Raw genomic sequence first — 23,811 nt, 5'->3', positions numbered from 1 at the left:
AAGATGGGCTCTCATGGGTGCGTCTCAGGAGAGATGATGTCGAGCTCCGGGAAGTAACTGCGGTAACGCGCGGCGTCGCGGGTCAAAAGACGATGTCCAGCGACGGTCGCGTGAGCGCCGATAAAGAAATCGGGCAAGGTTCTTTCCCTGATGCCCCCGGCCCGGCGATAGCGGGAATGCGTGACGCCCGCAAGGAATGCCGCGTCCCAAGGTACAAGTTCGCGATCCATCTCAAGCATGTCGACTGCTTTTCGAAGCGCCGTTTCCGTCACTATCAGTGGCGCGAGTTCGGACCAAATGATGGTGTTGACCACCAAGGCTCCATCACGGCGGCAGGAAGCAATCGCCGACGCCGACCATGTTGTCAGCGGTCCGGCCGGTCCCCAGACGTCGATCAGGACATTTGTGTCAATCAACGTCGAGATCTTCACGCGGCCCCCTCAACCACTCCATGTACTGATCGGTGGTCATGCCTCCCAGATCCAACGTCCCCTCCATCCGGTCGAGGACATCGCTGAACCTGCGCAATTTCTCTTCCTGGGAGAGATTCTCCTTGACGGCAACCAGCCGAACGCCCTCGTCGGTGGCCACGAACTCCACTTCGGAGCCCGGGGCGATGCCCAGACGGTCCCTTATCGGCTTGGGGATTGTAACTTGCCCCTTGGTGGTCACGCGCATGGTAATACCTCTGCGGTATTACTTATCCCTGCAACGTGAACAAGTCAAGAACATAGCTAGCCGGCCAGCGCCATCCTGTAGGCCACGCTTTGCCGATGATGCGCGTGGCAGATGGCGATGGCCAGCGCGTCGGCGGCATGTTCGGTGTCGAAGACGGCTTTTGGCAACAGCACCTTCACCATCATGTGGATCTGCTTCTTGTCGCCATGACCAACGCCGATCACCGCCTTCTTGACGGCGTTGGGCGCATATTCGGCAACGACGAGACCGGCACGCGCCGGCACCAGCATGGCGATGCCACGTGCCTGGCCGAGCTTCAGCGTCGCCACGGCGTCCTTGTTGACGAAGGTCTGTTCGACCGCCGCCTCGTGCGGCATCGCGCTGTGCAGGATATCCGCCAGCCCGTCATGCAGCTGGCACAGCCGCGTTGCCAGCGCCGCCTTGTCGTCGGACTTCACAGTGCCTGAAGCAATAAAGCGCAGCGAATTGCCGAGGCTTTCGACGATGCCCCAGCCGGTGCGCCGAAGCCCCGGATCGATACCGATGATGCGAATCGCTTCCGCCATTTGCCGACTTTACCTCCGGCCCACAGCGATGCCAGCGAAATGTGAACAAACCGGAAACAGAAAGACAGACCGAGGTCTAACCCCGAGCGAAAGCCGTGTTGAGCAGGCTGATCTGGTCGGAAACCGGATTGAGGCGGCGCGCCATCGGTTGCATGTCGACCAAGGCGCCCGAGCCATAGATCTCCTCGTCCATGCGGCGCACCAGTGCTTGCAGGCGCAGCGAGCGGGTGACGAGGTCGAGGAAATCCTCGGGCAGCTCGGCCCAGCCGGTGGCTTCGTCATGGGCGGAAGCGGTGTCGAGGCGCACCTTGGACTTTTCCGACGCGACCTGGTCGCGGGTCATCTCGCCGGAATTGGCGGCGCGCTGCAAAAGCAGCCAGGACGCAACCTGCATCAGCCTGGTGGTCAGCCGCATCGATTCGGCCGCATAGAGCGTGGCGCCCAGCCGCGACAGTTTCTTTGCCTCGGCCCGGCCCTTGCCGTCGAGATATTCGGCGGCCTGTTCGACCAGGCCCATGCCTTCCTGGTAAAGCGGCTTGAAGGATTGCGAGAAAACCCGGCGCTCCGCCAGCTTGACGGTTTTCGCACTGCCCTTCGAAGGCTCGTTCATTGATACGCCCCTGCACTTGCAACCGGCCGATTCGGCTCCCTGCCGATACACCCGGAACCCTATCTGACTGAAGCTTGAAAATGCGCTTCGTCACTGGCGAAGGCAAGCACATGTTTAACAGAAGGTTAACGGCGAGCCGCCATTGGGCGGCCCCCTTCGAGATGCGGACAAAAAGGGAAATGAAGACAAAAAAAGAGCCGCGGATAAGGCGGCTCTCAGGAGTTTAACAGGGAGGCGTCAAACAAAGTGGCTCCAACCACTCGGTAAGAATCCAGATCACTGGATGAACATAGTAAACACCTGTAAAGCTTAATGAAGCCTTAACGGCGCCGATGTTTTTTGACCGAACGCCGCCATACTGTGCCGTAACAGCACAGCATCTCCTACGTCAGGCTAGCTCAGGCTGTCCTCCAGACGGCGGGCAAGGCGATGAAGGCAAACAACAGCATGGCCGCGTAGAAGCCCATCGAGGAGGCCGCCACCAGCGGTTCGATCGCGGCATTGCCGGCAAGCAGGAAATAGAGGCCGATCAGCAGGCCGATACCGCTGATTGCGGTCAGCCAGAAATGAACGGTAGCGAGCGTCTTCTGCCCGATTGCCGGAAACAAATGGTAGAAGAAGGCGAAGACCGCCGACATCAGCCATCCGGCCACCATCGTGTGGGCGTGGGTCGGCATCTGTCCGTGATCCTGGCTGATCGCCATGTACAGGCCGAGCGCCATGCCGCACAGCGAATAGATGATGGCCAGCGTGAAGAAATTCCGTGCTATCCCTTGCATAATGGTCCCCCGAATTGCCTTTCCCGTTTGCGGGAATGGGTTAATCGTCAGGCGATTGTTGTCGCCACCGGGCTCCCGGCACTGGCGCACTAGCATCGGCAGCGTATCCGGACGATGTCGCGCCAACCCCTCCCGACATCCGTATATTAGCAGAAAATCAGATAGTGCATTCACAATCTCGGCGACTTCGTACGTTGAGGGAAGGCTGAAACAGAGCCGGATTTTTCGCGACATCGTTCCGAAACAGGCGCCACGCTAAACGCCCGCTCCTCTGACGGCCGGCGCAAATCAGCCCAGCCGCAAACCTGACCGAACACTGCAGGAGCAACCCATGGACTGGTACTCGATCGTCAAATTCCTCCACGTCACTACCGCCATTCTGTGGGTCGGAGGCGGCTTCGTACTGTTCCTGCTGGGCATGCTTGCCGAACGGGCGGGCAACATCGAGGAAAAACTGCAGGCGATGCGCGCCAGCGGTCAGCTGGGGGGCAGGTTTTTCGCGCCGATGTCGATGCTGACGCTGATTTTCGGCCTCATCATGTGCTGGTTCTGGGTCGGCTTCTCCGACCTATGGATCCTCATCGGCCTGGCCGGCTACGCCACGACCTTTTCGATCGGCATGTTCATCTTCAAGCCGACCGGCGAGCGCATGGGCGCAATGATCGCCAAGGAGGGCGTCACACCAGAGGTTCTTGCCATCGGCCAGCGTATGATGAGCGCGGCGCGCTTCGACTATGCGGTGATGCTGGTCATCATTGCCGACATGGTGCTCAAGCCGACCGTGCATGACATCGGTATCCTCGCCGGCATGGTGCTGGTCGTCTTGATCGGCGCCACACTGGCCTTTGGCGGCAACCATCGCCTGGTTCCGAGCGCTGCCTGACCCCTGATGACGGGCGGCGGCGCAGCCGCCTATCTACATAAGACCTGCGATGCCATCCCACAGCAGCTTCAGCGCCACGACCGCGACGGTTGCGTAGGTGAAGGGATAGAAGGTTTCCGGCCGCATCCGGCGCACCAGCCAGGCCCCGGCAATGGTCGACAGCGGCGCGAGCGGCATCAGCACCGCCGATGCCGTCAGATTGGCGGTGTCGAACTGGCCGAGCGCGAAATAAGGCACAAGCTTCAGCGCATTGGTGGCGGCAAAGAAGATCGCGGCGGTGCCCGACAGAACCTTCGGATCGAGCCGGATCGGCAAGGCATAGACCTGGAAGGGCGGCCCGCCGACATGGGCGACGAAGCTGGTGAAACCCGCGACCGTGCCCCAGACGGCGGCGGCGACACGGTTGGGCTTGGCCGCGTGGTTGGCGCCATGGCGAAACTGCAGATAGAGCCAGCGCAGGACGAAAATGATGGCGACGGCGCCGACGATCAGCCGCACCGCTTCTTCGGTGACCAGTGCCGCCGTCAGCCAGCCAAGGCCGATGCCGATGACGGCGCCCGGCATCATGTCGATCAGCATCTTGCGGTCATAGACCCCCCACCATGTCCACACCGAGACGATGTCCATCAAGCACAGGATCGGCAACAGGATGGCGGCTGCCTGCACCGGTGGCATGGTCAGCGCCATCAGCGGCACGCCGACGAAACCGACGGCGCCGCCGAAGCCGCCCTTGGACAGGCCGACCAGAATGACCGCCGGAAGGGCAGCCGCGTAGAACCACGGATCGAGAAGCAGGCCGGACATGGGAGGGGGACTGGTCTGGAGGGAAAGCGTATCGACGCTTGAATAGCCCAGAATCCCGAGCGGGGCGACAACAAATATCGGCAGGGCCGCCCCATCCCTTGGCTGTCGGCGCCTTTGCCTATCGGCGGGCCGAGACCAGCAGGAACATCGGCCGCTCTAGCTCCTCAGCCAGTTCGGGTTTGGCCGCAATCTGTGCGTCGGTCGGGCGGAATTCCTCGACATGGTCGATGGTGAAGCCGGACCGGATCAGAGCGTTGAGCGTGGTGCCGATCGTGCGGTGATGTTTCACCACACCCTTGGCCAGCCAGTCCGTCCGGCGCGGTCCTTCAACCAGGTACTGGTCGACAGGCCATGTCTTGCGGCCCTCGGCATCGATTGCCCAGCCGGGATTGGTCGGCGCCATGAAAATCGGATGCTCGGTCGAGAAGACGAAATGCCCGCCGGGCGCCAGCGCCTGATGCACGGTCCTGAACAGACGCATCACGTCCTCGACATAGTGCAAGGCGAGCGAACTGTAGACGAAATCGAAGCTGGCTTGCCGCAGGCTGAGCTGATCGAGGTCGGCCGTCTCATAGGTGATGCCGGCGTCCGGGCCGGCCGCTCTCGCCCGGGCAAGCATCTTTTCCGACAGGTCCAGGCCAAGCACATGCACCGCCCCGTGCTCGTGCGCCCAGCGGCAGAACCAGCCGAATCCGCAGCCGAGATCGGCGACTCTCGAGCCGCTGACATCAGGCAGCATCGCGCGCAGCGCCGGCCACTCGGCGGCGCCATCCAGACCTTCGACGGAACGGCCGAGCTGGCTGTAGCCTGCGAAGAAATCCTCCCGGTCGTATATATTCTGCGCCATGACGGTCTCGATTCGTTTGGCCGGCACCCTAACCAACCGGCCCGGCTTTCCACCCGGCTTCGATCGGCCCTCTGAAAACATGGCCGAGCCCAGCCTGGCTCAGGAAGCCTGCAAGGCCTTTACCCTGTCACGAGGCGCGGTTGCATCGAGCGGCGGCGGCCGCCGCCGGATCGGCTGCGCCTTGATGATGGCGGTGCTGGTCTCGGCCTTGTCGGCGATGCGGTCGAGAATCCCGTCGAGATCACCGATCGAGCGCACGAACAGCCGGGCGACGAAACAGTCATCGCCCGTCACCTTGTCGCATTCGCCGAATTCGGGGATTTCCTCGATCAGCTTCTGGACGATGTGCAGCTTGCCCGGCAGAGGCCGGATGCGCACGATCGCCTGCAAGGTATAGCCGAGCGCCAGCGGATCGATCTCGACAGTGAACGCCCGGATGACGCCGCGCTCCTCGAGCCGTCGAAGCCGCTCCGAAACGCTTGGCGACGACAGCCCGACCTGGCTGGCCAGCTCCTTCAGCGAGGTCCGCGCATCCTTGACCAGGATTTCAAGGAGATTTCGGTCGAGATCATCAAGCATTTTACATTTCTCGCTGATTTGGAACCACCGCCTAATATAATTAGGTAACTTATTCATACATCCTTTCTGATCGGATGGAAAGCCGCATTTCCGCATGAGATTATGACGGTTCAACTGATACGGAGGTTTGTTGTGAACGATACAGTGCGTGGCACGGTCGAAATGTCCGCCGCAATGGCGATCCTGGGAACGATCGGATGGTTCGTCGTCCTGTCCGGCCAGCCGATCATGGATGTGGTGTTCTGGCGCTGCGCGTTCGGCGCGCTGACGCTGCTCATCATCGGCACCGCCCTGGGGCTGCTGCGCAACCGACTGTCGTTGCGCATCATCGGCATCGCCGCGCTCGGTGGCGTCGCCATCGTCGTCAACTGGCTTTTGCTGTTCAGCGCCTTCTCCCGCGCGTCGATCTCGATCGCCACCGCCGTCTACAACACGCAGCCCTTCATGCTGGTCGGCTTCGGCGCGCTCTTCTTCGCCGAGCGGCTGACCTTGACCAAGCTGACCTGGCTGGCCATCGCCTTCGCCGGCATGGTGCTGATCGTTGAGGCCGCTCCCGACGCCGGTGATGTCGGGACGGATTACTTTACCGGCATCGTCATGGCATTAGGCGCGGCTTTCTTCTGGGCCGTCGCCGCTATCGTCACCAAGAAGCTCAAGGGCACGCCGCCGCACCTGATCGCGCTGATCCAGGTCTGCGTCGGCGTGGTCATGCTGGCGCCGTTCGCCAATTTTTCCCAGCTTCCGGCCGATGCGTGGAGCTGGACCATGCTGGCGACGCTCGGCATCGTCCACACCGGCCTCATGTACATATTGATGTACGGCGCCATCCAGAAGCTGCCGACGCATCTGCAGGGGTCGCTGTCCTTCATCTACCCCGTCGTCGCCATCCTGGTCGATGTCGTCGCGTTCGGCCATCGGCTGCATCTGAGCCAGATCGTCGGCGCCACCGCCATCCTGATCGCCGCCGCCGGCATGAATCTCGGCTGGACGCTGTGGAAGGGCAAACCGCCCATCGCAAGCCCGCACCCGATCAAGTAAAGCGGTCCGCCGGCGTCTGGCGGGCCAACATCGCGATCCCGGCTGCCCGCCTGTTCAAAGCGGGCACTTTGCTCTATGCCGCAATCCAACCATCTTCGCCCGGCATAGGCGAAACGCGGGACCCGAAGAACCATGAATGACGCAACGCCCCCCAACCGCTGTCGCATTGTGCTGATCGCGCCGCCCGGCGTGCCGGCGGCCCGAATCGCCGCGGCATTCGAAGGCGGCGACGTCGCTTCGCTGATCCTGCCCGAGAACGGCATGGATGAGGCCTCCTTCCAGGCTTTCGCCGAACAGATCGTGCCGGCAGCGCAAGCCGCCGGTGCGGCCGTTATTATCGCCGGCGACACCCGCATAGCCGGCCGCGTCCAGGCCGACGGCATCCATGTCGAGGTCTCCAAGGCCGAGCTGGCCGAGACGATCGAACACTTCCAGGCAAAGATGATGGTCGGCACCGGCGGCGCCAAGACGCGTGACGACGCGCTCGAGCTTGGCGAGACACGGCCCGACTACATCTTCTTCGGCCGCTTCGGCTACGACAACAAGCCCGAACCACACCCGCGCAACCTGTCGCTCGGCAGATGGTGGGCGGATATGATCCAAATCCCGTGCATCGTCATGGCCGGATCCGACATCGCCTCGGTCGAAGCCGTGGGCGCCACCGGTGCCGAATTCGTGGCGCTGTCGAGCGCCGTGTTCGCCGACGGCACCGATCCCAAGACAGCGGTCGCCACCGCCAACGCGCTGCTCGACGAGACCGCGCCTCGCTTCGAGGACTGAAATGTCCTCGGCGAGGCTTCCCCTCCAGGCTCTGCTTGCCGTGCTGATGGTCCAGGCGGCGGCCGCGGAGACCGTCCCGCTGCCGCAGCCCAAGCCGGAAATCGGCGTGCACACCGACAAGCCGATCGACAAGCCGCTGCCGCAACCCGCCACCACGGCCGAGCCGGCGCCGCTGCCGTCGGCCGACACGGTCAATCCCGACCGCTTCGGTGCAAAACCCGCCGACGCGGCCTATGGCGCTTTCCAGCGCGGTCTCTACAAGACAGCTTACAATCTGGCATTGGTCCGGGCGCAAAACGGCGATCCGGCGGCGCAGACCTTGGTGGCCGAGATCCTGTCGCGGGGGCTCGGTGTACCGGTCAATTCGGCGCAGGCGGCGAAATGGTACGCGCTGGCCGCCGAACAGGGTGTGCCGGAATCGCAGTTCCAGTATGCGCTGATGCTGCTCGACGGCCGCTATGTCAAAAAGGATGGAAAAGAGGCCTACGCCTTGATGCAGGCCGCCGCCGAAGCCGGCAACCGGCTGGCGCAATTCAATTTCGCGCAGATGCTGGTCCAGCAGGACCCCGGCGATGCCGGCATGGCCAAGGCGGTCTCCTACTATGAGCGCGCCGCCGCGACCGGCCTCGCCGACGCGCAATATGCGATGTCGCAGATCTACGCCAATGGCGTCGGCGGCAAGCCACGCGACGACGCCCAGGCAAGGCGCCTGCTGGCGCAGGCAGCCAGGCAGAACTACGACACCGCGCAGATCGATCTCGCCGCCTGGATGATCGAAGGCCGCGGCGGTGCGCGCGACCTGAAATCCGCCTTCGGCTGGATGAAGCAGGCGGCGGAGGGCGGCAATGTCGCCGCCCAGAACCGCCTGGCCAAGCTCTATATGCAAGGCATCGGCACCGATCCGGACCTTGTGCTTGCCGGCGCCTGGTACGTCGTCGCCCGCCGTGCTGGCCTCATCGACCCACAGATGGATGACTTCCTGCAGGGGCTGGACGACGACCAGACCAAGCAGGCGCTGCAGAAGGCCAACCGGCTGCCTTGACGGCGGTTCTCGCGGTCATTGCAAGTGTAACCTCGGCTCCCCTCGCCTGGCACCGACCTGCCCGCTCCCTTGCCTCTTCTGGCGATTTGTGGTCTTGGGAGCCCGAAATCGCTTTCCCAGCGAACATCCCATACCGACGGCGTGGCCGTTGGCATCATTCCGGATCATCTCATCATGGCCAAGATCAATGGCAACGAAATCCGTCCCGGCTATGTCATCGAGCATGATGGCGGCCTTTGGGTGGCGGTCAGGACCAACACCGTCAAGCCCGGCAAGGGCGGCGCCTACAATCAGGTCGAACTGAAGAACCTCATCAACGGCACCAAGCTCAACGAGCGCTTCCGCTCGGCCGAGACCGTCGAACAGATCCGGCTCGACCTGAAGGATTTTTCCTTCCTCTACGCGCAGGAAGACGCACTGGTGTTCATGGACACCCAGAGCTACGAGCAGCTCGAATTGAACAAGGACTTCGTCGGCGATCGCGCCGCCTTCCTGCAGGACGGCATGATGGTGACTGTCCAGCTCTACGAAGAGCGGCCGATCGGCATTTCGCTGCCCGACTATGTGACGCTGACCATCACCGAGGCCGACCCGGTGGTGAAGGGTCAGACGGCGGCATCGTCCTACAAGCCGGCGATCCTGGAGAACGGCATCCGCGTCCTGGTGCCGCCCTTCATCGGCGCCGGCGAGCGCATCATCGTCGACACCAACGAAATCACTTACGTGCGCCGCGCCGACTGACGCATGTCGCCCCAAAGTGGCCTCGGTTCTGGGTCACCGACATGCATCGAGGCGGAGTTTAAAGCGCAGCACCGGGAAAAAGCACTATGGCACGCTCAGCCCTTCTCAACGTCATGGTCCAGGCCGCAATGAAGGCCGGCCGCTCGCTGTCGCGCGACTTCGGCGAGGTGCAGAACCTGCAGGTCTCGATGAAAGGCCCCGGCGACTATGTCAGCCAGGCCGACCGCAAGGCAGAGGACATCGTCTTTGCCGAACTGTCCAAGGCTCGGCCCGGCTATTCCTTCCTGATGGAAGAGCGCGGCGTGGTCGAAGGCGACGACGGCCAGCATCGCTGGATCGTTGACCCGCTCGACGGCACCACCAATTTCCTGCACGGCATTCCGCTCTTTGCCGTTTCGATCGCGCTGGAGCGCCAGGGCCAGATCGTCGCCGGCGTCATCTACAATCCGGCGATGGACGAACTCTACACCTGCGAACGCGGCGGCGGCGCCTTCATGAATGACCGCCGCTTGCGCGTCGCTGGCCGCATCAAGCTGGTCGACACCGTGATCGGCTGCGGCATGCCGCATCTCGGCCGCGGCCACCATGGCAATTTCCTCGTCGAACTGCGCAACGTCATGGCCGAGGTTTCCGGCGTCCGCCGCCTCGGCTCCGCCTCGCTCGATCTCGCCTATGTCGCCGCCGGCCGCATGGATGGCTTCTGGGAAACCGGCCTGTCGGCCTGGGACATCGCCGCCGGGCTGCTTTTGATCCGCGAGGCAGGCGGCTTCGTCTCCGACATGGACGGCGGCCAGGACATGCTCGATAACGGTTCGGTCGTCGCCGGCAACGAGGTCATCCAGCGCGCTTTGCTGAAGGTCGTGAAGAAGCCGCTCTCCTCCCGCTGACAGCCACGCCGCGCGGATGCGCCGCAGTCGCAAAACCGCAATGGAAGCTTGAAATACTGCCCGGCATGCGCCCAAATTGGAGGGCGCGGTGCAGGAACCGGCTTAGTGAGAGACAACGAACCTTACCCCGATATCCCGTTCATCGGACGCTGGCACTATTCGCGTGCCGAGATGATCGCAGACGGTATCGTCCACGCGGTCGGCATCGTGCTGGCGATATCGGCCGGTTCGGCACTGCTGGCGCTGGCGGCGTTCCGTGTCGGACCGGGCGAATACATCGCCGCCGCCTTCTACGTGGTTTCGCTGCTCACCGTGCTCTCGGTGTCGATGACCTACAATCTGTGGCCGGTGTCGTCGCCGGCAAAATGGGTGTTGCGGCGTTTCGACCACGCCGCGATCTATCTGCTGATCGCCGCGACCTACACGCCTTTCCTGGCGCAGCTGGAAGGCTCGCCGCTGGCGCGCTGGATGATCGTGCTGGTCTGGACCGCGGCAGTGCTGGGCATTGCCATCAAGGTGTTCTTTCCCGGCCGTTTCGACCGGCTGGCGATCGGCTTCTATCTCGCCATCGGCTGGAGCGGCATCATCCTGGTCAAGCCGCTTGTCCAGACACTGCCGACGACATCGATAGCGCTGATCGTCGCCGGCGGCATCGTCTATTCCTGCGGCGTCATCTTCTTCGCCTGGAAGGGGCTGCGCTTCCACAACGCGCTGTGGCACGGTTTCGTCGTCACCGGCGCCGGCCTGCATCTGGCCGCCATGGTCGACTGTCTGGTCATCAATCGCCTCTGACACGGTACAGCAATATTGCCAGGACAATCGGGTGAATGAAAAATTCCCCGGTCGAGCCGAACAGGCGGTGATTTCCATTTTTGCGCAGCGAAAATGGCAAGGCCGAACGGCCGTCGGCGCTTATGCGCCGTAAGCCAAGGGCGCGGATGCGCCCGCCCGGCGCTTGAGGGGAGAAAAGGAAAGGGCAAGCGGGTTCACCCGATTGCCCTGGCAATATTGCCAAGCGCCATTCAATTTGGTCACAATTCCGTTTAGAGTCGCGGTTTACGTGATCGGCGGCGGCATCGGAAACGGGGCACGGATGGCTTTTCTCAGATCCTTCGGCATGGGCAGACGTTCTGATGTCCTGATCTACGACCCGCATAAACTATCGAGCCCGCAGGTCTTTTTGCTGACCATGGTGATCTTCCTGGTCATCGTCGCCTTCATCGCCGCCATTCTGACCCGACAAATCTCGACCGCCTTTGGCAGCAATCCCGGCCTCAATGGCCTGATCGTCGGCGTGCTGGTGGTCGGCATCCTTTTGGCCTTCGCCCAGGTCGGGCGACTGTTTCGCGAAGTGCGCTGGGTCAACTCCTTCCGTGCCGGCTCTGAGACGACCGAACCGGTGCTGCTGGCGCCGATGAAGGCGATGATCGGCCGTTCCTCGGCGATGGCCTTCTCGACCAGTTCGATGCGCACCATGCTCGATTCCATCGCCACCCGCCTCGACGAAAGCCGCGACACCTCGCGCTATCTCGTCGGCCTGCTGGTGTTCCTCGGCCTGCTCGGCACCTTCTGGGGCCTGTTGAACACCATCGGCTCGATCCGCGAGACCATCGAATCGCTCGATCCCGGCACCGGTGACGCCGCCGCGGTGCTCGATTCCCTGAAGCAGGGGCTTTCCGCGCCGCTGGCCGGCATGGGCACGGCCTTCTCGTCCTCGCTGTTCGGCCTCTCCGGCTCGCTGGTGCTCGGCTTCCTCGACCTGCAGGCCGGCCGCGCCCAGACGCGCTTCTACACCGAACTGGAAAACTGGCTTTCCTCGGTGACCGACCTGTCGTCGGACATCGTCGTCGCCGACCCAGCCAAGACCGAATCCTCCGACGAGATCCGGGTGCTGTCGGAACGGCTGCGCAGCATGCAGGAGAATGGCGGCGGCTCCAACCCGCGCGTCGCCACCGCCATGGCCAATCTCGCCGACGGCATTTCCGGCCTGGTCAAGAACATGCGCTCGGAACAGCAGATCATGCGCGACTGGGTCGAGGCCCAGTCCGACGAGCAGAAGGCGATGCGCAACACGCTGGAAAAGATCGCCGATGCCCTGAAGAAGCCCGGAGTGCACTGAAGTGGCACTCGCCAGGGGCAGGCGCACCGATCGCCGCATCGACTACTGGCCGGGCTTCGTCGACGCGCTGTCGACGCTGCTTTTGGCGATCATGTTCCTGCTCACGGTATTCGTGCTGGCGCAGTTCCTGCTGGGACGCGAAATCTCCGGCAAGGATACGGCACTCTCGCGCCTCAACTCCCAGATCAACGAACTTACGCAGCTGCTGGCACTGGAGCGCTCGACGGCGCAGGACAAGGATGACTCGCTGGCCAATCTGCAGGCATCGCTGTCGGCGGCGGAAGCGGAAAGGAGCCGGCTCCAGCAATTGCTGGCGCAAGGTGCGGGCGCCGGGGACGCCGCCAACCAGCGCGCTGCGGCGCTCGGCGGCGAACTCGACAGCCAGCGCCAGATCAGCCAGCAGGCACTGAGCCAGGTCGAGATCCTCAACCAGCAGATCGCGGCACTGCGCAAGCAGATCGGCGCGCTCGAGGATGCGCTCAACGTCTCCGAAATCCGCGACCGCGATTCAAACACCAAGATCGCCGACCTCGGCCGTCGCCTCAACGTCGCACTGGCGCAGCGCGTGCAGGAATTGAACCGCTACCGCTCCGACTTCTTCGGCCGTTTGCGCGAAATCCTCGCCGACCGCGAGAACATCCGCATCGTCGGCGACCGCTTCGTCTTCCAGTCGGAAGTGCTGTTCCCGACCGGCTCCGAGGTGATCAACGATGCCGGCAAGGTCGAGATGAAGAAGCTCGCCGACGCCATCATCGAGTTGCAGAAGGAAATCCCGCCCGAGATCAACTGGGTGCTGCGCGTCGACGGCCACACCGACAACAAGCCGCTCTCCGGCGCCGGCCGCTACCGCGACAATTGGGAACTGTCGACGGCCCGTTCGACCTCGGTGGTGAAATTCCTGATCGAAAACGGCGTGCCTGCCAACCGGCTCGTAGCCGCCGGTTTCGGTGAGTTCCAGCCGCTCGACCCCGCCGACACCGAAGAGGCGCGCAACAAGAACCGCCGTATTGAACTGAAGCTCACCGAACGTTGATCCGTCCTCACGCGAACTTGTTCGTCGGCTCAACTCTAGGGCGCGGATCAAGGCCGGCAAGGTCTGAAAAGATTATCTTTTTTTAATTACACATTGTCGCAGGGCGGTCCTAGCTTGCCGCCCGGGCCGAGAACCGCCGGCGATGAACCCCCTCATCGCGACGCGACGGAACCGGACGGCTAAGGCCGGAAGGCAGGCGGAAAACCGCCGCTTTCCTCTACAAGAGGAGACGCGTGATGCGCTCTTTCAAGACTTCGCTTAGAACTGCTACACTCACGGCGTTCCTCATCGCCGTTCCGCTTGCCGGTGCCTATGCCGCTGGACATCACAAGGGCGCTCTCGACGCGACCGATCCGACCGACATGACTGGCCCGCGTGTCGAGGCGCTTATCGCACAGGTGCAGGGCGTCCGGCAGGGCATCGTGGACGCAAGACAGGCCAACAACATCACCCCGGCCGTGGCGGAACGCCTGGAAATGCGCACGGCCCACATCAGTCAGGCGGCAGAGAAAGTCGCCGCGTCCTATCATGGCAGGATACCGGCCGCGCAATACCATGACCTGTTGCGCCGTCTCGACAATGTCGACCAGCGGTTGATGATCGATACCGGCAGCGGTTTCCTGATAGGCGACGGCGCCGACGGCGGCAATTACCCGAACGGCTAAACGGTCCAAGAGGACGGCTGAAACGGTCCAAGAGGAAGGGGCGCTGACGCCTTCGGGGAGCCATCCCGCGGGCGTCCTTTTTCCCAGCCGAGCCACACCGCGATCAGCGCAACCGCTGCCGGCACGGTCTGGATGAACAGGATCTTGCGGCCAACCGTTGCCGCGCCATAGAGGCCGGCAATGGCCACGCACGACAGGAAGAACAATTTGACCTGAAAACCGGCGGCACCGAGGTAAAGCCCCCAGATCAAGCCGGCGGCGAGGAACCCGTTGTAGAGCCCCTGATTGGCGGCGAGCACCTTCGAGGCACTGGCGAATTCGGGCGTCAGATTGAATGCCTTGTGCCCACGCGGCGTGTCCCACAGCACCATCTCCAGATAGACGATGTAGACGTGGATCAAGGCCACCAGCGCGACCAGGATGTTGCCGATCATGTTGTTTCCCCCAATTGTTGCCGGCAGCATTTCACGCATGACCGCCCCCACGCAAGATGCGTCCGTTGCGCGGTGCCTGAGGGTTGCCAACGCCTTTGCGTTGGTATCTTTTCGCGCCGTCCCCAATCACGGAAGCCGCCATGTCCTTTCAGAAACTCGATGACCTCGGCCACAAGCTCGAAGCACTCGAGCATGCGCTGGCCATCCTCGGTGCCGACGAGGCCACCCACATGGCCGTCGGCGGCGGCGAGAAGCGTGCCGAGGCGATGTCGGCACTGGCCGGCATGTATCACACCAGGGCAACGGCGCCGGAGATAGCAGACTGGATCGCCGCGGCAGAGCAGGAAGCGTTGGGTGAAGAGCAGCGCACCGCGGTCTCGGAACTGCGGCGCCAATATACCAACCTGACCTGCCTGCCGGTCGAATTCGTCGAACGCCAGACGACCGCGCGCATGCGTTGCGAGCAGCTGTGGCGCGGCCTGCGCGGCAAGAACGACTGGGCAGGCTTGCAGCCGGCGTTGGAGGGCGTCGTGGCGCTGGTGCGCGAGGAAGCGGCGCTGCGTGCCGATGTGCTCGACCTAGCCCCCTATGACGCGCTGATGGAGCAATACGACCCCGGCAACCGCACCGCCGACATCACGCCAGTCTTCACCGACCTGAAGGCTTTCCTGAAAAGCTTCGTGCCGGAGGCGCTGGCGGTCCAGGACGCGCGGCTGCGCAAGCGCCCGCTGAAGCCGCTCTCAGGCACCTATGCGATCGACCGGCAGCGCGAGCTCGGCCTTGCGATGATGGCGGCGGTCGGCTTCGACCTGACACACGGGTCGCTGTCGGTGTCGCACCATCCTTTCTGCGGCGGCGTGCCGAGCGACGTGCGCATCACCACCCGCTACAAGACGTCCGACTTCCTGTCGGCGCTGATGGGCGTGCTTCACGAGACCGGCCATGCGCTCTACGAACAGAACCTGCCCAAGGCATGGTCGCACTGGCCGCTCGGCAAGGCGCGCGGCATGGCCGTGCATGAAAGCCAGAGCCTGTTCGTCGAAAAACAGCTCGGCCGCAACCCGGCCTTCTGGAACTGGGCGCTGCCGGTGGTTGAAAAGCATCTCGGTGAGGCCTGGTCGCTCGACGATATCCTGCCGCATGTGCATCGCGTCGAACGCGGCCTGATCCGTGTCGATGCCGACGAGGTGACCTACCCCCTGCATGTCATCCTGCGCTACGAACTGGAGCAGGAGCTCGTCGCGGGCCGGCTGGAGGTCGCCGACCTGCCCGAAGCCTGGGACGCCAAGATGCGCGATTACCTCGGTCTTTCCACCATCGACAATCCGGCCGACGGGCCGATGCAGGACGTGCATTGGCCAGGGGCCGCCTTCGGCTATTTCCCCTCCTATACGCTGGGCGCGATGATGGCGGCGCAGCAATGGGCGGCGCTGACGCGGGATCATCCTGCCGCCGATGACGATCTCGCCAAAGGCAATTTCGAGGCGATCAACGAGTGGCGCCGCAAAAAAATCTGGTCGCAGGGATCACGCTGGTCGACGCCGGATCTGCTCGAACGCGCCACCGGCGAAAAGCTCAACGCCACCTATTTCGTGAACCATCTGAAGCAGCGCTACGGAACCGCGTAGAGCGGCACATCAGGAACGTAGTTGGTTCTGACTACTCCGCCGCGCCCCTGAAAGCAGTGGCGCCGGTTTCGAACTGCAGCTTGGCCAGCCGCGCATAGATGCCGCCCTTGGCGACAAGGCTTTGATGCGTGCCTTCCTCGACGATCGAGCCGCCATCCATGACCAGGATCCTGTCGGCCTTCAGCACCGTTGCCAGGCGGTGGGCGATGACGATCGTGGTGCGGCCCTGCATCAGGCGTTCCAACGCCGTCTGCACCAGCGTCTCGCTTTCGGCGTCGAGTGCCGAGGTGGCCTCGTCGAGCAGCAGGATCGGCGCGTCGCGCAGGATGGCACGGGCGATCGCAACCCGCTGGCGCTGGCCGCCTGACAGCGTCACACCGCGCTCACCGACCTGGCTGTCATAGCCTTTTTCCAGCTTGAGGATGAATTCATCGGCAAGTGCATCCTTCGCCGCCGTCTCGATTTCGGCCTTGCTGGCTCCCGGCCGGCCGAAACCGATATTGTCACGCGCGCTTGCCGCGAAAATGGTGACGTCCTGCGGCACGATTGCGATGCGCTGGCGGACCGAAACGGGATCGGCCTCGCGCACGTCGACACCGTCGATCAGGATCTTGCCTGTTTCGGGATCGTAGAAGCGCAGGATCAGTGAAAACACCGTGCTCTTGCCGGCCCCTGACGGCCCGACGATCGCCACCGTCTCGCCCGGCATGACCTGAAAGCTCAAGCCGTGCACGGCGGCGCGGTCGGGCCTTGCCGGGTAGGAGAAGGAGACATTGTCGAAGGCGATCGCGCCCTTGGCGACGGCCGGCAGCGGCTTCGGATCGGCGGGAGCCTGGATCGCCGGCTTCTCGGCCAGGATCTCGGTCAGCCGTTCGGCGGCACCCGCCGCTTGCGCAAGCTCGCCCCAGACTTCCGACAACGCGCCCAGCGCGCCGGCGGCGAACACCGAATAGAGCAGGAACTGACCGAGCGTACCCGGCGATATCGAGCCTTCGAGCACGTCGCGCGAGCCGAACCACAGCACCGCCACGACGGACGAGAAGATGGTGAAAATGGCGAAGAAGGTAAGGAAGGAGCGCGCGAAGATCGAGGAGCGTGCCGCCTCGAAAGCAGCTTCCACCGCGGCCGAGAAATGCCCGGTGACCAGCTTTTCATTGGTGAAGGCCTGCAGCGTGCGCACCGCGCCGATCTGTTCGCTGGCATAGGCGGTGGCATCGGCAAGCGTATCCTGCGCCTGGCGTGATTTGCGCCGCACCGAACGGCCGAAAGCGACCAGCGGCAGCACGATGACAGGAATGGCTGATATGACGAGGCCTGATAGTTTCGGACTGGTGATGACCATCATCCCCACCGCGCCAAGACCGAGGATTACGTTGCGCAGCGCCACCGAGGCCGTCGCTCCGACCGCCGACTTGACCTGCGTCGTGTCGGCGGCAAGCCGCGACACGATCTCGCCCGACTGGGCGGTGTCGAAGAAGGCAGGCGACAGCGTCGTCACATGGGCAAACACATCGCGCCGGATATCGGCGACGACGCGCTCGCCCAGCGTGATGACGAAATAGTAGCGGCCGGCCGATGCTGCCGCCAACACGGCGGCCATCGCCACCAGAGCGGCGAAATATTCGGCAATGAAGGTGGTGCTGGACGACGAGAAACCATGATCGATCATGCGTCGCACCGCCAACGGCAGCGCCAGCGTGGTTGCCGCCGCGATGACCAGCGAGATGATGGCGCCGACGACCAGTGTGCGGTAGTGCGTGATATAAGGAAACAGGCGCCTGAGCGGCTTGAGCGAGCGTCGGCGCTCGTCTGCGCTGCTTGATTGCGCCATCCCGATGTTTCCTCTAGCCGCTTCAGCTCTATGCGCCTCAATATGCGCTTGCCGCGGCCTTGTGATTCAATTCCGCCTGATGTATAGGCTCGCCGACCGTTTTAGAAGCCGTGGCTCCTCAATAGCTGCGGCTTCGAGTTTTAAAAAGAGGCGCATCGACGCAGGCTTATGCCCGTCAGCCGCGCCGGCAAGCCAGGAACCGAGCCATGAAGAGCGCTATTCATCCCGACTACCACACCATCAAGGTCGTCATGACCGACGGCACCGAATACACGACCCGTTCGACCTGGGGCAAGGAAGGCGATACGATGAACCTCGATATCGACCCGACCACCCACCCGGCCTGGACCGGCGGCCAGCAGACCCTGCTCGACCGCGGCGGCCGCCTGTCGAAGTTCAAGAAGCGTTTCGAAGGTTTCGGAATCTAATTGCATGTCGCCAAAAGTGCGAAGCGGTTTTGGGATAACGGCTTGCATCAAGTAAGAACTTAAGCCAAACGACCTTTCGCAGATCAAAAACCCGCCTCCGTGGCGGGTTTTTTGTTGTGGCGCGGCGCTACTCGGCCAGCAATTCCCTCAGCGCCATGCGCTTGTAGGCGGCGACCAGCCTGTCGCCCTCCTGGCGCTCGACCGAGATCGCCAGCCGCATGGCGGCCTCGCCCATCTGCCAGACCAGAAACGCCGTGGTTTCCAGTGTCGCCGGATCGACCGCCGGCCGCAGCCGCCTCAGCACCGCGGTGAGGAATTCGGCGTTGGCGCGGCTGTCGGCGAGTTCGAGCTGGCGCAGTGCCTTGTCGGCCTGCGTGCCCGACCAGATATCACGGATCACCGGCTCCGCCAGGAACAGCCCGTAGTAGATATCGACCAGTTCCGAAAACGCCCGGCCCAGCCCTTCGGCATCGCTGACACCGGCCAGTGCTGCCGAGATGCAGGCCTGGCTTTCGGCGGTGTAGCGCTCGGCCAGCGCCCAGATGATCGCCCGCTTGTCCGGAAAGAACTGGTAGAGCGACCCAATCGACACCCCAGCGCGCTCCGCCACCTCACCCATGCGCATGGCATCGCTGCCTTGCTCGGCGATCAGCGCTGAGGCGGCCGCCAGCATGCGCTCGACCCGCTCGCGGCTGCGCTGCTGGCTCGGCGCCCGGCGCGGTGAAGCAAGCTGCTCCTGTGCGGAAACGAGGGCTGCCGCGTCTTCCATGACTGACTCCAATGCATCAAAATCGCTTGACTCACAAAATACGAGGGTTTATCACGTTTTGCAAATATGAGGATTACTCACGTTTGGATGCGAAGGAAACACAACGGGCATATGGAGCAACTGACATGATCGCGAAACTTCTTCCTACTCTCATCTTCATCGCCGCACTCGGCTCTGGCGTCGTCGGCGGCGTCTTCTTTGCTTTCTCCAGCTTCGTCATGCCGGGCCTCGCCCGCATGCCAGCCGCAAGCGGCATTGCCGCGATGAATTCGATCAATGTCACAGCTGTGACCCCGCTGTTCATGACTGCGCTGTTCGGCACGGCGCTCGTCTGCATTGTTGTCGCCATCGGCGCGGTGATCGGCTGGAGCCAGCCGGCCTCGCTCTGGCTGATTGCCGGCAGCCTGCTCTATCTCATCGGCATCGTGGTGGTGACGATGATCTTCAACGTTCCACTCAACGATGCGCTCACCGCCGTCGACCCGGCCAGCAGCGAAGGTGCAAACCTATGGTCGCGCTACCTCAATGAATGGGTGATGTGGAACCATGTCCGCACCATCAGCGGCATAGCCGCGCTGGCATCCTTCTGGTTCGCCACGCGTTGACGACGATGGATGGAGCGACCGATGAAGGATCAATACGCAAATATGGCCTTCGGCATGGCCATCGGAGTTGGTGTCGGTGCCGCGATCGGCACCGCTCTGGATGACCTTCCGATGGGCGTCGCCGTGGGTATTGCGATTGGCGCCGCCTTCGGAGCGTGGCGACGCAAGTGACGGCAGCGCCGGCGGCCTCTACGCCTTTGTCTTCCGATCGGAATGGCCGAGATCGCGGTCCGGGTCGATGACATCACGGACGAGTTGCTTCAGTTTGGCCGCGTCTGGAAAACCGCCGTCGCGCTTGCGATCCCAGACAAGCACATCATTGCAGGAAATGGTGAAGATGCCGCCGGTGCCGGGCACCAGCGTCACCTCGCCCAGATCGGTGCCGAAGGTCGACAGCAGTTCCTGCGCCATCCAGCCGGCACGCAGCAGCCACTGGCACTGCGTGCAGTAGGTGATGACGACGCAATGCTTCCCTGACGCGTTCATTGGTCCGCCTCCAGAACGCGCACGGTCGTGCCTGCAACTCGGTCATGTATTGGCTCGTTGCCGAGTGCGACGGTCAGCGCGATCCAACATGGCCAGAGAAAAGCTAGGGCAGACGCCGTAAAGGCGATTACGATTTCCAGTCGGGAATAGTTCAGCACGGGCGCCGGAACGGTTTTCCAGGTCTGGAAAGCAAAGAAAGCTCCGACCAGCGTGGCGGGCAGATAGCCCAGGAATTTTACCACCTGCCGACAAACAGTTTTTTGCAAAGCGAGGCCTTCCCTATGCCAATTCAGCTCGTCATGGACGAAGAGGGCCAAGACCCCTTTGCCAAGCGACCGGCTGAAGGCCCCCTCCATCACAAGAAGATAGGTCGCCAGGACCAGCACCTGGAGGAAGCCTAGATCCAGTGCCGCAGTTCGAAAATTTCCGTTTGAATCTAGGTCTATCGAAAGGGTCGATACTGCCTTCGATTGAGCGTCCGTGCTCGTACCGGCTGCCCATCTGGCCACCGGAAAACCGAAGAAGGATGTTGCACAAACCTGCCAATCGTAGCGGGAAAGTATAGGATCGTCTGTTCCTTTCAGACTGGCGGACTGGCAGGTTTTCCAGTTCAGCCAGAAGCTGCCCTTCACTCCGCCGTTGGTCATCAGAAACAAGGCCGCAACCAGTGCATAAAGAGCGACGAAGATGACAAGGTAGTCGATAAGCGAAGCGAAAAGCCGTCGCCAAAGGCCGCCTGGACGAGGCCAGGTCACTGCAAGTTCAACGCCTTCGTCAGTCATCTTCCCTCTCGCCGACAACTGACTGCGCTACACCTTTGGCGGAAGTCTCAAGCAGCGAGGCCATGCTACCCGCCTGTAGCGCCGTTGGCCACCACCTTGCAGTCTCATGCCGCGCTGAGCTTGGCCATGGTCTCGTCGTCGACTTCGAAGTTGGCGTAGACGCTCTGCACGTCGTCGTCGTCCTCAAGCGTGGCGACCAGCTTCATCAGCGACTGTGCCCGCTCCTCGTCGACCGGAACGTTGTTTTGCGGCCGCCAGATCGGCTTCACCGATTCAGCCTCGCCGAGCGCGCCTTCCAGCGCCTTCGACACTTCGCCCATGTTCTCGAAGCCGCAATAGATGGTGTGGCCTTCCTCGTCGGACTCGACATCGTCGGCACCGGCTTCGATCGCCGCATCCATGATCTTGTCGGCGCTGCCGGCCGATGCCGGATAATAGATCTCGCCGGCACGATCCCACATGAAGGAAACCGAGCCCGTTTCGCCCATCGCGCCGCCGGCCTTGGTGAAGGCGGCGCGCACATTGGACGCCGAACGGTTGCGGTTGTCGGTCAGCGCCTCGACAATGACGGCGACGCCGCCCGGGCCATAGCCCTCATAGCGCACGGCTTCGTAGTTCTCGGCATCGCCCATCGAGGCCTTGTTGACGGCGCGTTGGATGTTGTCCTTCGGCATCGACACCGCCTTGGCGTTCTGGATCGCCAGCCGCAAGCGCGGGTTCATCGACGGATCGGGCGTCCCGCTTTTGGCGGCGACGGTGATTTCGCGCGCCAGCTTGGAAAACATTTTAGACCGCACCGCATCCTGGCGGCCCTTGCGGTGCATGATGTTCTTGAACTGTGAATGGCCAGCCATGGTGTCGTCTTCTCGGCTAGAGCATCCCGAAGCGAAGTGATCTCACCTCGTCTTGCGCAATGCCCGAATTCAAAATTTCAGAGCGTCCCAGGTGCACCCCGTGGAAGCACGGCGTTCTCTGTCGGAATGGCCGGCTTATAGATAAATCGGCACAATTCGTCCAGCCGCACCGTGCACAGGACGCGCGACATGGGCTGCTGCAAGCGTTCACGCCTCCAGATCGGATTTCAGCCGCTCGATGATGCTGAGGGCATGCCCGGCATACTGGCTGATCCAGCGGTCGTGGATCTGCTTGATCGGCAGCGCGTTGAGATGGTTCCAGCGCTCGCGGCCGTCGCGCCGCGCAACGATCAGGTCGGCCTCCTCCAGCACCTTGAGATGCAGCATGACGGTGCAGCGATCTATATCGGGAAAGGCCTCGCACAGCATGCCGGTCGTCTTCGGCGCGTCCTTCAGCTGGTCCAGTATTTCACGCCGGCGCGGGTGCGCCAGCGCCTTGAAAACATTGTCGTCTTGCGATCGGCTTGACATGTTATGTTTATATAACATATTGTCGAACCGATCAAGGGAAGGAGTTGTGGATATGTCACTTGGATTCAGTGTTTCCGGACGCATCGGCAAACCGGTCGCCGACGTATTCGACGCGGTCGTCAATCCGAAGAAACTGAGCGGCTATTTCACCATGATCGGCGGCGCCAGTGCGCCTCTGGTGGCAGGCGCCGGCGTTGTCTGGTGGGGTAAGGTGCCGGTCGAGGTCGACGAAGTGGTCAAGGACCGCCGCATCGTGCTGCGCTGGGATGCCACCGACGCCGACGGCAAACCCGCCTACAAGACCCGCATCGAGATGAATTTCGAGCCGCTGGACGATGGCGGGACCTTCGTCACCATTGCCGAGAGCGGTTGGCAGGAAGGCGCGGTCGGCCTGAAGAAGTCCTACCTCAATTGCGAGGGCTGGTCGCAGATGCTGGCCTGCATGAAGGCCTATGTCGAATACGGCATGAATTTGCGCGACGGCTACTACCGCAGCGAGATGAAGGGCGAACCCGCCAACGAGGCCAATATCTGAACACGACAAGGGAGCCAACTATGACCGCGACAATCACCGGCGGCATCAACATCGCCATGAAGGTGCCGCCGCACCAATATGAGGCGACGATCGCCTTCTACCGCGACGTCGTCGGCCTGAAGCCTTTCACGGACAAGGCGCCGGCCATCGGCTTCGAGCTTGGCCCCAACCGTCTGTGGATCGATAAGGCGCCGATGATGAGCCAGGCCGAGGTATGGCTGGAGCTGTTCACCAAGGATTTCCCCATGGCTGCGGATCATTTAGCCAAGGCCGGTGTTGTGCGTTGCGATGCCATCGAGCCCTTGGGCGAGGGCTTCCGCGGCGGCTGGATCACCAACCCGGCCAACATTATTCACATGCTGCGCGAACCGGACGCCTGGTGAACGCCAAGCCTCGAAAGGAGCATCCGATGGAGATCCGCGAAAAACCAATCGCCGAAGCCGGCATGCTGATCCGGCGGCCTGTCGCCGAGGTGTTCGAGGCCATCGTCGACCCCGCCATTACAACGAAATTCTGGTTCACTCATGGCAGCGGCCGGCTGGACAGCGGCAAGCAGATCCGCTGGGAATGGCGCATGTACGGCGTGTCGACGATGGTCGACGTCAGCGAGATCGTCGCGAACGAAAAGATCGTCATGCAATGGAGCGATCCGCCGACCACCGTGGTCTGGACTTTCACGGAAATGCCTGGCGAGACGACCTTTCTCGAGGTTCGCAATTTCGGCTTTGCCGGCGATGGCGACGAGCAGGTGAAAGAGGCCGTCGGCTCAACCGGCGGCTTCACGCTGGTGCTGGCCGGCGCCAAGGCGTGGCTGGAACAAGGCCTGACGCTCGGCCTGATCGGCGACCGTCATCCGAAGGGCGTGCCAGGACATTAG

The 23,811-nt window shown here is 62.7% G+C and carries 31 protein-coding genes and 1 pseudogene; 17 read left to right on the top strand and 15 right to left on the bottom strand.

Going from position 1 to position 23,811, the window contains the following annotated elements; genetic code table 11:
* Window positions 1-11: 11 nt before the first annotated feature.
* From EOA19_RS27060 to EOA19_RS27040, 5 genes are all read right to left on the bottom strand, one after another.
* On the bottom strand, window positions 12-431 hold the full coding sequence (locus EOA19_RS27060) for a type II toxin-antitoxin system VapC family toxin (RefSeq protein ID WP_128305342.1): 420 nt from the start codon (window positions 429-431) through the stop codon (window positions 12-14).
* Window positions 409-678 (bottom strand): AbrB/MazE/SpoVT family DNA-binding domain-containing protein, encoded by a 270-nt coding sequence (locus tag EOA19_RS27055; RefSeq protein ID WP_128305341.1) that lies wholly within the window; start codon window positions 676-678, stop codon window positions 409-411. Before EOA19_RS27055 ends, EOA19_RS27060 begins: the two co-directional genes overlap by 23 nt.
* A 56-nt stretch (window positions 679-734) precedes the next feature.
* Window positions 735-1,244 (bottom strand): crossover junction endodeoxyribonuclease RuvC, encoded by a 510-nt coding sequence (gene ruvC / locus EOA19_RS27050; RefSeq protein ID WP_127296188.1) that lies wholly within the window; start codon window positions 1,242-1,244, stop codon window positions 735-737.
* A gap of 76 nt (window positions 1,245-1,320) precedes the next feature.
* Window positions 1,321-1,854, bottom strand: coding sequence for a DUF1465 family protein (locus EOA19_RS27045; RefSeq protein WP_023811844.1), 534 nt, complete (start codon window positions 1,852-1,854; stop codon window positions 1,321-1,323).
* A gap of 398 nt (window positions 1,855-2,252) precedes the next feature.
* Window positions 2,253-2,633: a hypothetical protein gene (locus EOA19_RS27040; RefSeq protein ID WP_023811843.1), complete on the bottom strand. Its 381-nt coding sequence runs from the start codon at window positions 2,631-2,633 to the stop codon at window positions 2,253-2,255.
* 331 nt (window positions 2,634-2,964) lie between these two features.
* Between EOA19_RS27040 and EOA19_RS27035 the strand changes: the two genes are divergently transcribed.
* Entirely contained in the window at window positions 2,965-3,516 is a 552-nt protein-coding gene (locus EOA19_RS27035) for a DUF2269 family protein (RefSeq protein WP_023811842.1), read from the top strand.
* A 33-nt stretch (window positions 3,517-3,549) separates the two neighbouring features.
* Here the strand turns inward: EOA19_RS27035 and EOA19_RS27030 are convergent, their stop codons facing one another.
* The 3 genes from EOA19_RS27030 to EOA19_RS27020 form a co-directional block, all read right to left on the bottom strand.
* Window positions 3,550-4,320, bottom strand: a complete 771-nt coding sequence (locus EOA19_RS27030; RefSeq protein WP_023811841.1) for a sulfite exporter TauE/SafE family protein — start codon at window positions 4,318-4,320, stop codon at window positions 3,550-3,552.
* 118 nt (window positions 4,321-4,438) lie between these two features.
* Window positions 4,439-5,167, bottom strand: a complete 729-nt coding sequence (locus EOA19_RS27025) for a class I SAM-dependent methyltransferase (protein WP_128305340.1) — start codon at window positions 5,165-5,167, stop codon at window positions 4,439-4,441.
* 99 nt (window positions 5,168-5,266) lie between these two features.
* Window positions 5,267-5,746 (bottom strand): Lrp/AsnC family transcriptional regulator, encoded by a 480-nt coding sequence (locus tag EOA19_RS27020; RefSeq protein ID WP_023811840.1) that lies wholly within the window; start codon window positions 5,744-5,746, stop codon window positions 5,267-5,269.
* 132 nt (window positions 5,747-5,878) lie between these two features.
* On the opposite strand from EOA19_RS27020, the gene EOA19_RS27015 reads away from it, so the two are divergent.
* The 9 genes from EOA19_RS27015 (at window position 5,879) to EOA19_RS26975 (ending at window position 14,051) form a co-directional block, all read left to right on the top strand.
* Complete coding sequence (locus EOA19_RS27015; RefSeq protein ID WP_023811839.1) at window positions 5,879-6,784, top strand: DMT family transporter; 906 nt, start codon at window positions 5,879-5,881, stop codon at window positions 6,782-6,784.
* 132 nt (window positions 6,785-6,916) lie between these two features.
* On the top strand, window positions 6,917-7,564 hold the full coding sequence (locus EOA19_RS27010) for a thiamine phosphate synthase (protein ID WP_128305339.1): 648 nt from the start codon (window positions 6,917-6,919) through the stop codon (window positions 7,562-7,564).
* Between the two features lies 1 nt (window position 7,565).
* Window positions 7,566-8,606 (top strand): tetratricopeptide repeat protein, encoded by a 1,041-nt coding sequence (locus EOA19_RS27005; RefSeq protein WP_128305338.1) that lies wholly within the window; start codon window positions 7,566-7,568, stop codon window positions 8,604-8,606.
* A gap of 174 nt (window positions 8,607-8,780) precedes the next feature.
* Window positions 8,781-9,347, top strand: a complete 567-nt coding sequence (gene efp, locus EOA19_RS27000) for an elongation factor P (protein WP_013529127.1) — start codon at window positions 8,781-8,783, stop codon at window positions 9,345-9,347.
* Between the two features lie 86 nt (window positions 9,348-9,433).
* Window positions 9,434-10,234 carry an inositol monophosphatase family protein gene (locus tag EOA19_RS26995; protein ID WP_023811836.1) on the top strand — a complete coding sequence of 267 codons (801 nt, stop codon included), beginning with the start codon at window positions 9,434-9,436 and terminating at the stop codon, window positions 10,232-10,234.
* A 105-nt stretch (window positions 10,235-10,339) separates the two neighbouring features.
* Window positions 10,340-11,026, top strand: coding sequence for a hemolysin III family protein (locus tag EOA19_RS26990; protein ID WP_164780293.1), 687 nt, complete (start codon window positions 10,340-10,342; stop codon window positions 11,024-11,026).
* A gap of 301 nt (window positions 11,027-11,327) precedes the next feature.
* Complete coding sequence (locus tag EOA19_RS26985; protein ID WP_013529124.1) at window positions 11,328-12,353, top strand: MotA/TolQ/ExbB proton channel family protein; 1,026 nt, start codon at window positions 11,328-11,330, stop codon at window positions 12,351-12,353.
* A gap of 1 nt (window position 12,354) precedes the next feature.
* The gene (locus tag EOA19_RS26980) at window positions 12,355-13,386 is read left to right on the top strand and encodes a peptidoglycan -binding protein (protein ID WP_023811834.1); all 1,032 of its coding nucleotides are present in this window, start codon (window positions 12,355-12,357) and stop codon (window positions 13,384-13,386) included.
* Between the two features lie 236 nt (window positions 13,387-13,622).
* Entirely contained in the window at window positions 13,623-14,051 is a 429-nt protein-coding gene (locus EOA19_RS26975) for a hypothetical protein (RefSeq protein ID WP_128305337.1), read from the top strand.
* A gap of 83 nt (window positions 14,052-14,134) precedes the next feature.
* Here the strand turns inward: EOA19_RS26975 and EOA19_RS26970 are convergent.
* Window positions 14,135-14,485: pseudogene (locus EOA19_RS26970) on the bottom strand (DUF1304 domain-containing protein); the annotation flags it as partial.
* A gap of 140 nt (window positions 14,486-14,625) precedes the next feature.
* On the opposite strand from EOA19_RS26970, the gene EOA19_RS26965 reads away from it, so the two are divergent.
* On the top strand, window positions 14,626-16,113 hold the full coding sequence (locus EOA19_RS26965) for a carboxypeptidase M32 (protein ID WP_128305336.1): 1,488 nt from the start codon (window positions 14,626-14,628) through the stop codon (window positions 16,111-16,113).
* 31 nt (window positions 16,114-16,144) lie between these two features.
* Here the strand turns inward: EOA19_RS26965 and EOA19_RS26960 are convergent, their stop codons facing one another.
* Window positions 16,145-17,944, bottom strand: a complete 1,800-nt coding sequence (locus EOA19_RS26960) for an ABC transporter transmembrane domain-containing protein (protein ID WP_128305335.1) — start codon at window positions 17,942-17,944, stop codon at window positions 16,145-16,147.
* Between the two features lie 206 nt (window positions 17,945-18,150).
* Here EOA19_RS26960 and rpmE point away from each other — a divergent pair, with 206 nt between their 5' ends.
* Window positions 18,151-18,372, top strand: a complete 222-nt coding sequence (gene rpmE / locus EOA19_RS26955) for a 50S ribosomal protein L31 (protein WP_023811830.1) — start codon at window positions 18,151-18,153, stop codon at window positions 18,370-18,372.
* Between the two features lie 127 nt (window positions 18,373-18,499).
* On the opposite strand, the gene EOA19_RS26950 is transcribed toward rpmE, so the two are convergent.
* Window positions 18,500-19,141 carry a TetR/AcrR family transcriptional regulator gene (locus tag EOA19_RS26950; RefSeq protein WP_128305334.1) on the bottom strand — a complete coding sequence of 214 codons (642 nt, stop codon included), beginning with the start codon at window positions 19,139-19,141 and terminating at the stop codon, window positions 18,500-18,502.
* A 125-nt stretch (window positions 19,142-19,266) separates the two neighbouring features.
* Here EOA19_RS26950 and EOA19_RS26945 point away from each other — a divergent pair, with 125 nt between their 5' ends.
* On the top strand, window positions 19,267-19,746 hold the full coding sequence (locus tag EOA19_RS26945; RefSeq protein ID WP_128305333.1) for an anthrone oxygenase family protein: 480 nt from the start codon (window positions 19,267-19,269) through the stop codon (window positions 19,744-19,746).
* A 21-nt stretch (window positions 19,747-19,767) separates the two neighbouring features.
* A complete protein-coding gene (locus EOA19_RS26940) occupies window positions 19,768-19,917 on the top strand; it encodes a hypothetical protein (RefSeq protein ID WP_023811827.1) in 150 nt (49 codons plus the stop codon).
* Between the two features lie 18 nt (window positions 19,918-19,935).
* On the opposite strand, the gene EOA19_RS26935 is transcribed toward EOA19_RS26940, so the two are convergent.
* The 4 genes from EOA19_RS26935 to EOA19_RS26920 all read right to left on the bottom strand — a co-directional run bounded on the left by EOA19_RS26935 (window position 19,936) and on the right by EOA19_RS26920 (window position 22,399).
* Entirely contained in the window at window positions 19,936-20,232 is a 297-nt protein-coding gene (locus EOA19_RS26935) for a SelT/SelW/SelH family protein (protein ID WP_023811826.1), read from the bottom strand.
* The gene (locus tag EOA19_RS26930) at window positions 20,229-21,014 is read right to left on the bottom strand and encodes an RDD family protein (RefSeq protein ID WP_031213452.1); all 786 of its coding nucleotides are present in this window, start codon (window positions 21,012-21,014) and stop codon (window positions 20,229-20,231) included. Before EOA19_RS26930 ends, EOA19_RS26935 begins: the two co-directional genes overlap by 4 nt.
* A 104-nt stretch (window positions 21,015-21,118) precedes the next feature.
* Window positions 21,119-21,868: a YebC/PmpR family DNA-binding transcriptional regulator gene (locus EOA19_RS26925; protein WP_023811824.1), complete on the bottom strand. Its 750-nt coding sequence runs from the start codon at window positions 21,866-21,868 to the stop codon at window positions 21,119-21,121.
* A 207-nt stretch (window positions 21,869-22,075) separates the two neighbouring features.
* Window positions 22,076-22,399, bottom strand: a complete 324-nt coding sequence (locus EOA19_RS26920; RefSeq protein WP_023811823.1) for a helix-turn-helix domain-containing protein — start codon at window positions 22,397-22,399, stop codon at window positions 22,076-22,078.
* A gap of 52 nt (window positions 22,400-22,451) precedes the next feature.
* Between EOA19_RS26920 and EOA19_RS26915 the strand changes: the two genes are divergently transcribed.
* From EOA19_RS26915 to EOA19_RS26905, 3 genes are read left to right on the top strand one after another with little or no spacing between them, the layout of a single operon-like run.
* Window positions 22,452-22,934, top strand: coding sequence for an SRPBCC domain-containing protein (locus tag EOA19_RS26915; RefSeq protein WP_128305332.1), 483 nt, complete (start codon window positions 22,452-22,454; stop codon window positions 22,932-22,934).
* 20 nt (window positions 22,935-22,954) lie between these two features.
* Entirely contained in the window at window positions 22,955-23,317 is a 363-nt protein-coding gene (locus EOA19_RS26910; RefSeq protein WP_128305331.1) for a hypothetical protein, read from the top strand.
* A gap of 26 nt (window positions 23,318-23,343) precedes the next feature.
* Window positions 23,344-23,811 (top strand): SRPBCC family protein, encoded by a 468-nt coding sequence (locus tag EOA19_RS26905; protein WP_128305330.1) that lies wholly within the window; start codon window positions 23,344-23,346, stop codon window positions 23,809-23,811.

Origin of the sequence: Mesorhizobium sp. M7A.F.Ca.US.010.02.1.1, assembly GCF_004023085.1 — a bacterium.
In the GTDB taxonomy this organism is placed as follows: Bacteria; Pseudomonadota; Alphaproteobacteria; order Rhizobiales; family Rhizobiaceae; genus Mesorhizobium.
Note: the sequence above shows the minus strand (reverse complement) of the source record. Positions and strands in the feature narration are given on the sequence as shown.

Excerpts from the sequence above, each read along its gene's own strand:
- EOA19_RS26930 (WP_031213452.1), bottom strand. The coding sequence starts at position 21,014 with ATGACTGACGAAGGCGTTGAACTTGCAGTGACCTGGCCTCGTCCAGGC.
- rpmE (WP_023811830.1), top strand. The coding sequence starts at position 18,151 with ATGAAGAGCGCTATTCATCCCGACTACCACACCATCAAGGTCGTCATG.
- EOA19_RS26985 (WP_013529124.1), top strand. The coding sequence starts at position 11,328 with ATGGCTTTTCTCAGATCCTTCGGCATGGGCAGACGTTCTGATGTCCTG.
- efp (WP_013529127.1), top strand. The coding sequence starts at position 8,781 with ATGGCCAAGATCAATGGCAACGAAATCCGTCCCGGCTATGTCATCGAG.
- EOA19_RS26965 (WP_128305336.1), top strand. The coding sequence starts at position 14,626 with ATGTCCTTTCAGAAACTCGATGACCTCGGCCACAAGCTCGAAGCACTC.
- EOA19_RS27020 (WP_023811840.1), bottom strand. The coding sequence starts at position 5,746 with ATGCTTGATGATCTCGACCGAAATCTCCTTGAAATCCTGGTCAAGGAT.
- EOA19_RS26940 (WP_023811827.1), top strand. The coding sequence starts at position 19,768 with ATGAAGGATCAATACGCAAATATGGCCTTCGGCATGGCCATCGGAGTT.
- EOA19_RS26960 (WP_128305335.1), bottom strand. The coding sequence starts at position 17,944 with ATGGCGCAATCAAGCAGCGCAGACGAGCGCCGACGCTCGCTCAAGCCG.
- EOA19_RS26920 (WP_023811823.1), bottom strand. The coding sequence starts at position 22,399 with ATGTCAAGCCGATCGCAAGACGACAATGTTTTCAAGGCGCTGGCGCAC.
- EOA19_RS26995 (WP_023811836.1), top strand. The coding sequence starts at position 9,434 with ATGGCACGCTCAGCCCTTCTCAACGTCATGGTCCAGGCCGCAATGAAG.
- EOA19_RS27005 (WP_128305338.1), top strand. The coding sequence starts at position 7,566 with ATGTCCTCGGCGAGGCTTCCCCTCCAGGCTCTGCTTGCCGTGCTGATG.
- EOA19_RS26945 (WP_128305333.1), top strand. The coding sequence starts at position 19,267 with ATGATCGCGAAACTTCTTCCTACTCTCATCTTCATCGCCGCACTCGGC.
- EOA19_RS27055 (WP_128305341.1), bottom strand. The coding sequence starts at position 678 with ATGCGCGTGACCACCAAGGGGCAAGTTACAATCCCCAAGCCGATAAGG.
- EOA19_RS27030 (WP_023811841.1), bottom strand. The coding sequence starts at position 4,320 with ATGTCCGGCCTGCTTCTCGATCCGTGGTTCTACGCGGCTGCCCTTCCG.
- EOA19_RS27010 (WP_128305339.1), top strand. The coding sequence starts at position 6,917 with ATGAATGACGCAACGCCCCCCAACCGCTGTCGCATTGTGCTGATCGCG.
- EOA19_RS26925 (WP_023811824.1), bottom strand. The coding sequence starts at position 21,868 with ATGGCTGGCCATTCACAGTTCAAGAACATCATGCACCGCAAGGGCCGC.
- EOA19_RS26915 (WP_128305332.1), top strand. The coding sequence starts at position 22,452 with ATGTCACTTGGATTCAGTGTTTCCGGACGCATCGGCAAACCGGTCGCC.
- EOA19_RS27025 (WP_128305340.1), bottom strand. The coding sequence starts at position 5,167 with ATGGCGCAGAATATATACGACCGGGAGGATTTCTTCGCAGGCTACAGC.
- EOA19_RS26950 (WP_128305334.1), bottom strand. The coding sequence starts at position 19,141 with ATGGAAGACGCGGCAGCCCTCGTTTCCGCACAGGAGCAGCTTGCTTCA.
- EOA19_RS26935 (WP_023811826.1), bottom strand. The coding sequence starts at position 20,232 with ATGAACGCGTCAGGGAAGCATTGCGTCGTCATCACCTACTGCACGCAG.
- EOA19_RS26905 (WP_128305330.1), top strand. The coding sequence starts at position 23,344 with ATGGAGATCCGCGAAAAACCAATCGCCGAAGCCGGCATGCTGATCCGG.
- EOA19_RS27045 (WP_023811844.1), bottom strand. The coding sequence starts at position 1,854 with ATGAACGAGCCTTCGAAGGGCAGTGCGAAAACCGTCAAGCTGGCGGAG.
- EOA19_RS26975 (WP_128305337.1), top strand. The coding sequence starts at position 13,623 with ATGCGCTCTTTCAAGACTTCGCTTAGAACTGCTACACTCACGGCGTTC.
- EOA19_RS27035 (WP_023811842.1), top strand. The coding sequence starts at position 2,965 with ATGGACTGGTACTCGATCGTCAAATTCCTCCACGTCACTACCGCCATT.
- EOA19_RS26910 (WP_128305331.1), top strand. The coding sequence starts at position 22,955 with ATGACCGCGACAATCACCGGCGGCATCAACATCGCCATGAAGGTGCCG.
- ruvC (WP_127296188.1), bottom strand. The coding sequence starts at position 1,244 with ATGGCGGAAGCGATTCGCATCATCGGTATCGATCCGGGGCTTCGGCGC.
- EOA19_RS27040 (WP_023811843.1), bottom strand. The coding sequence starts at position 2,633 with ATGCAAGGGATAGCACGGAATTTCTTCACGCTGGCCATCATCTATTCG.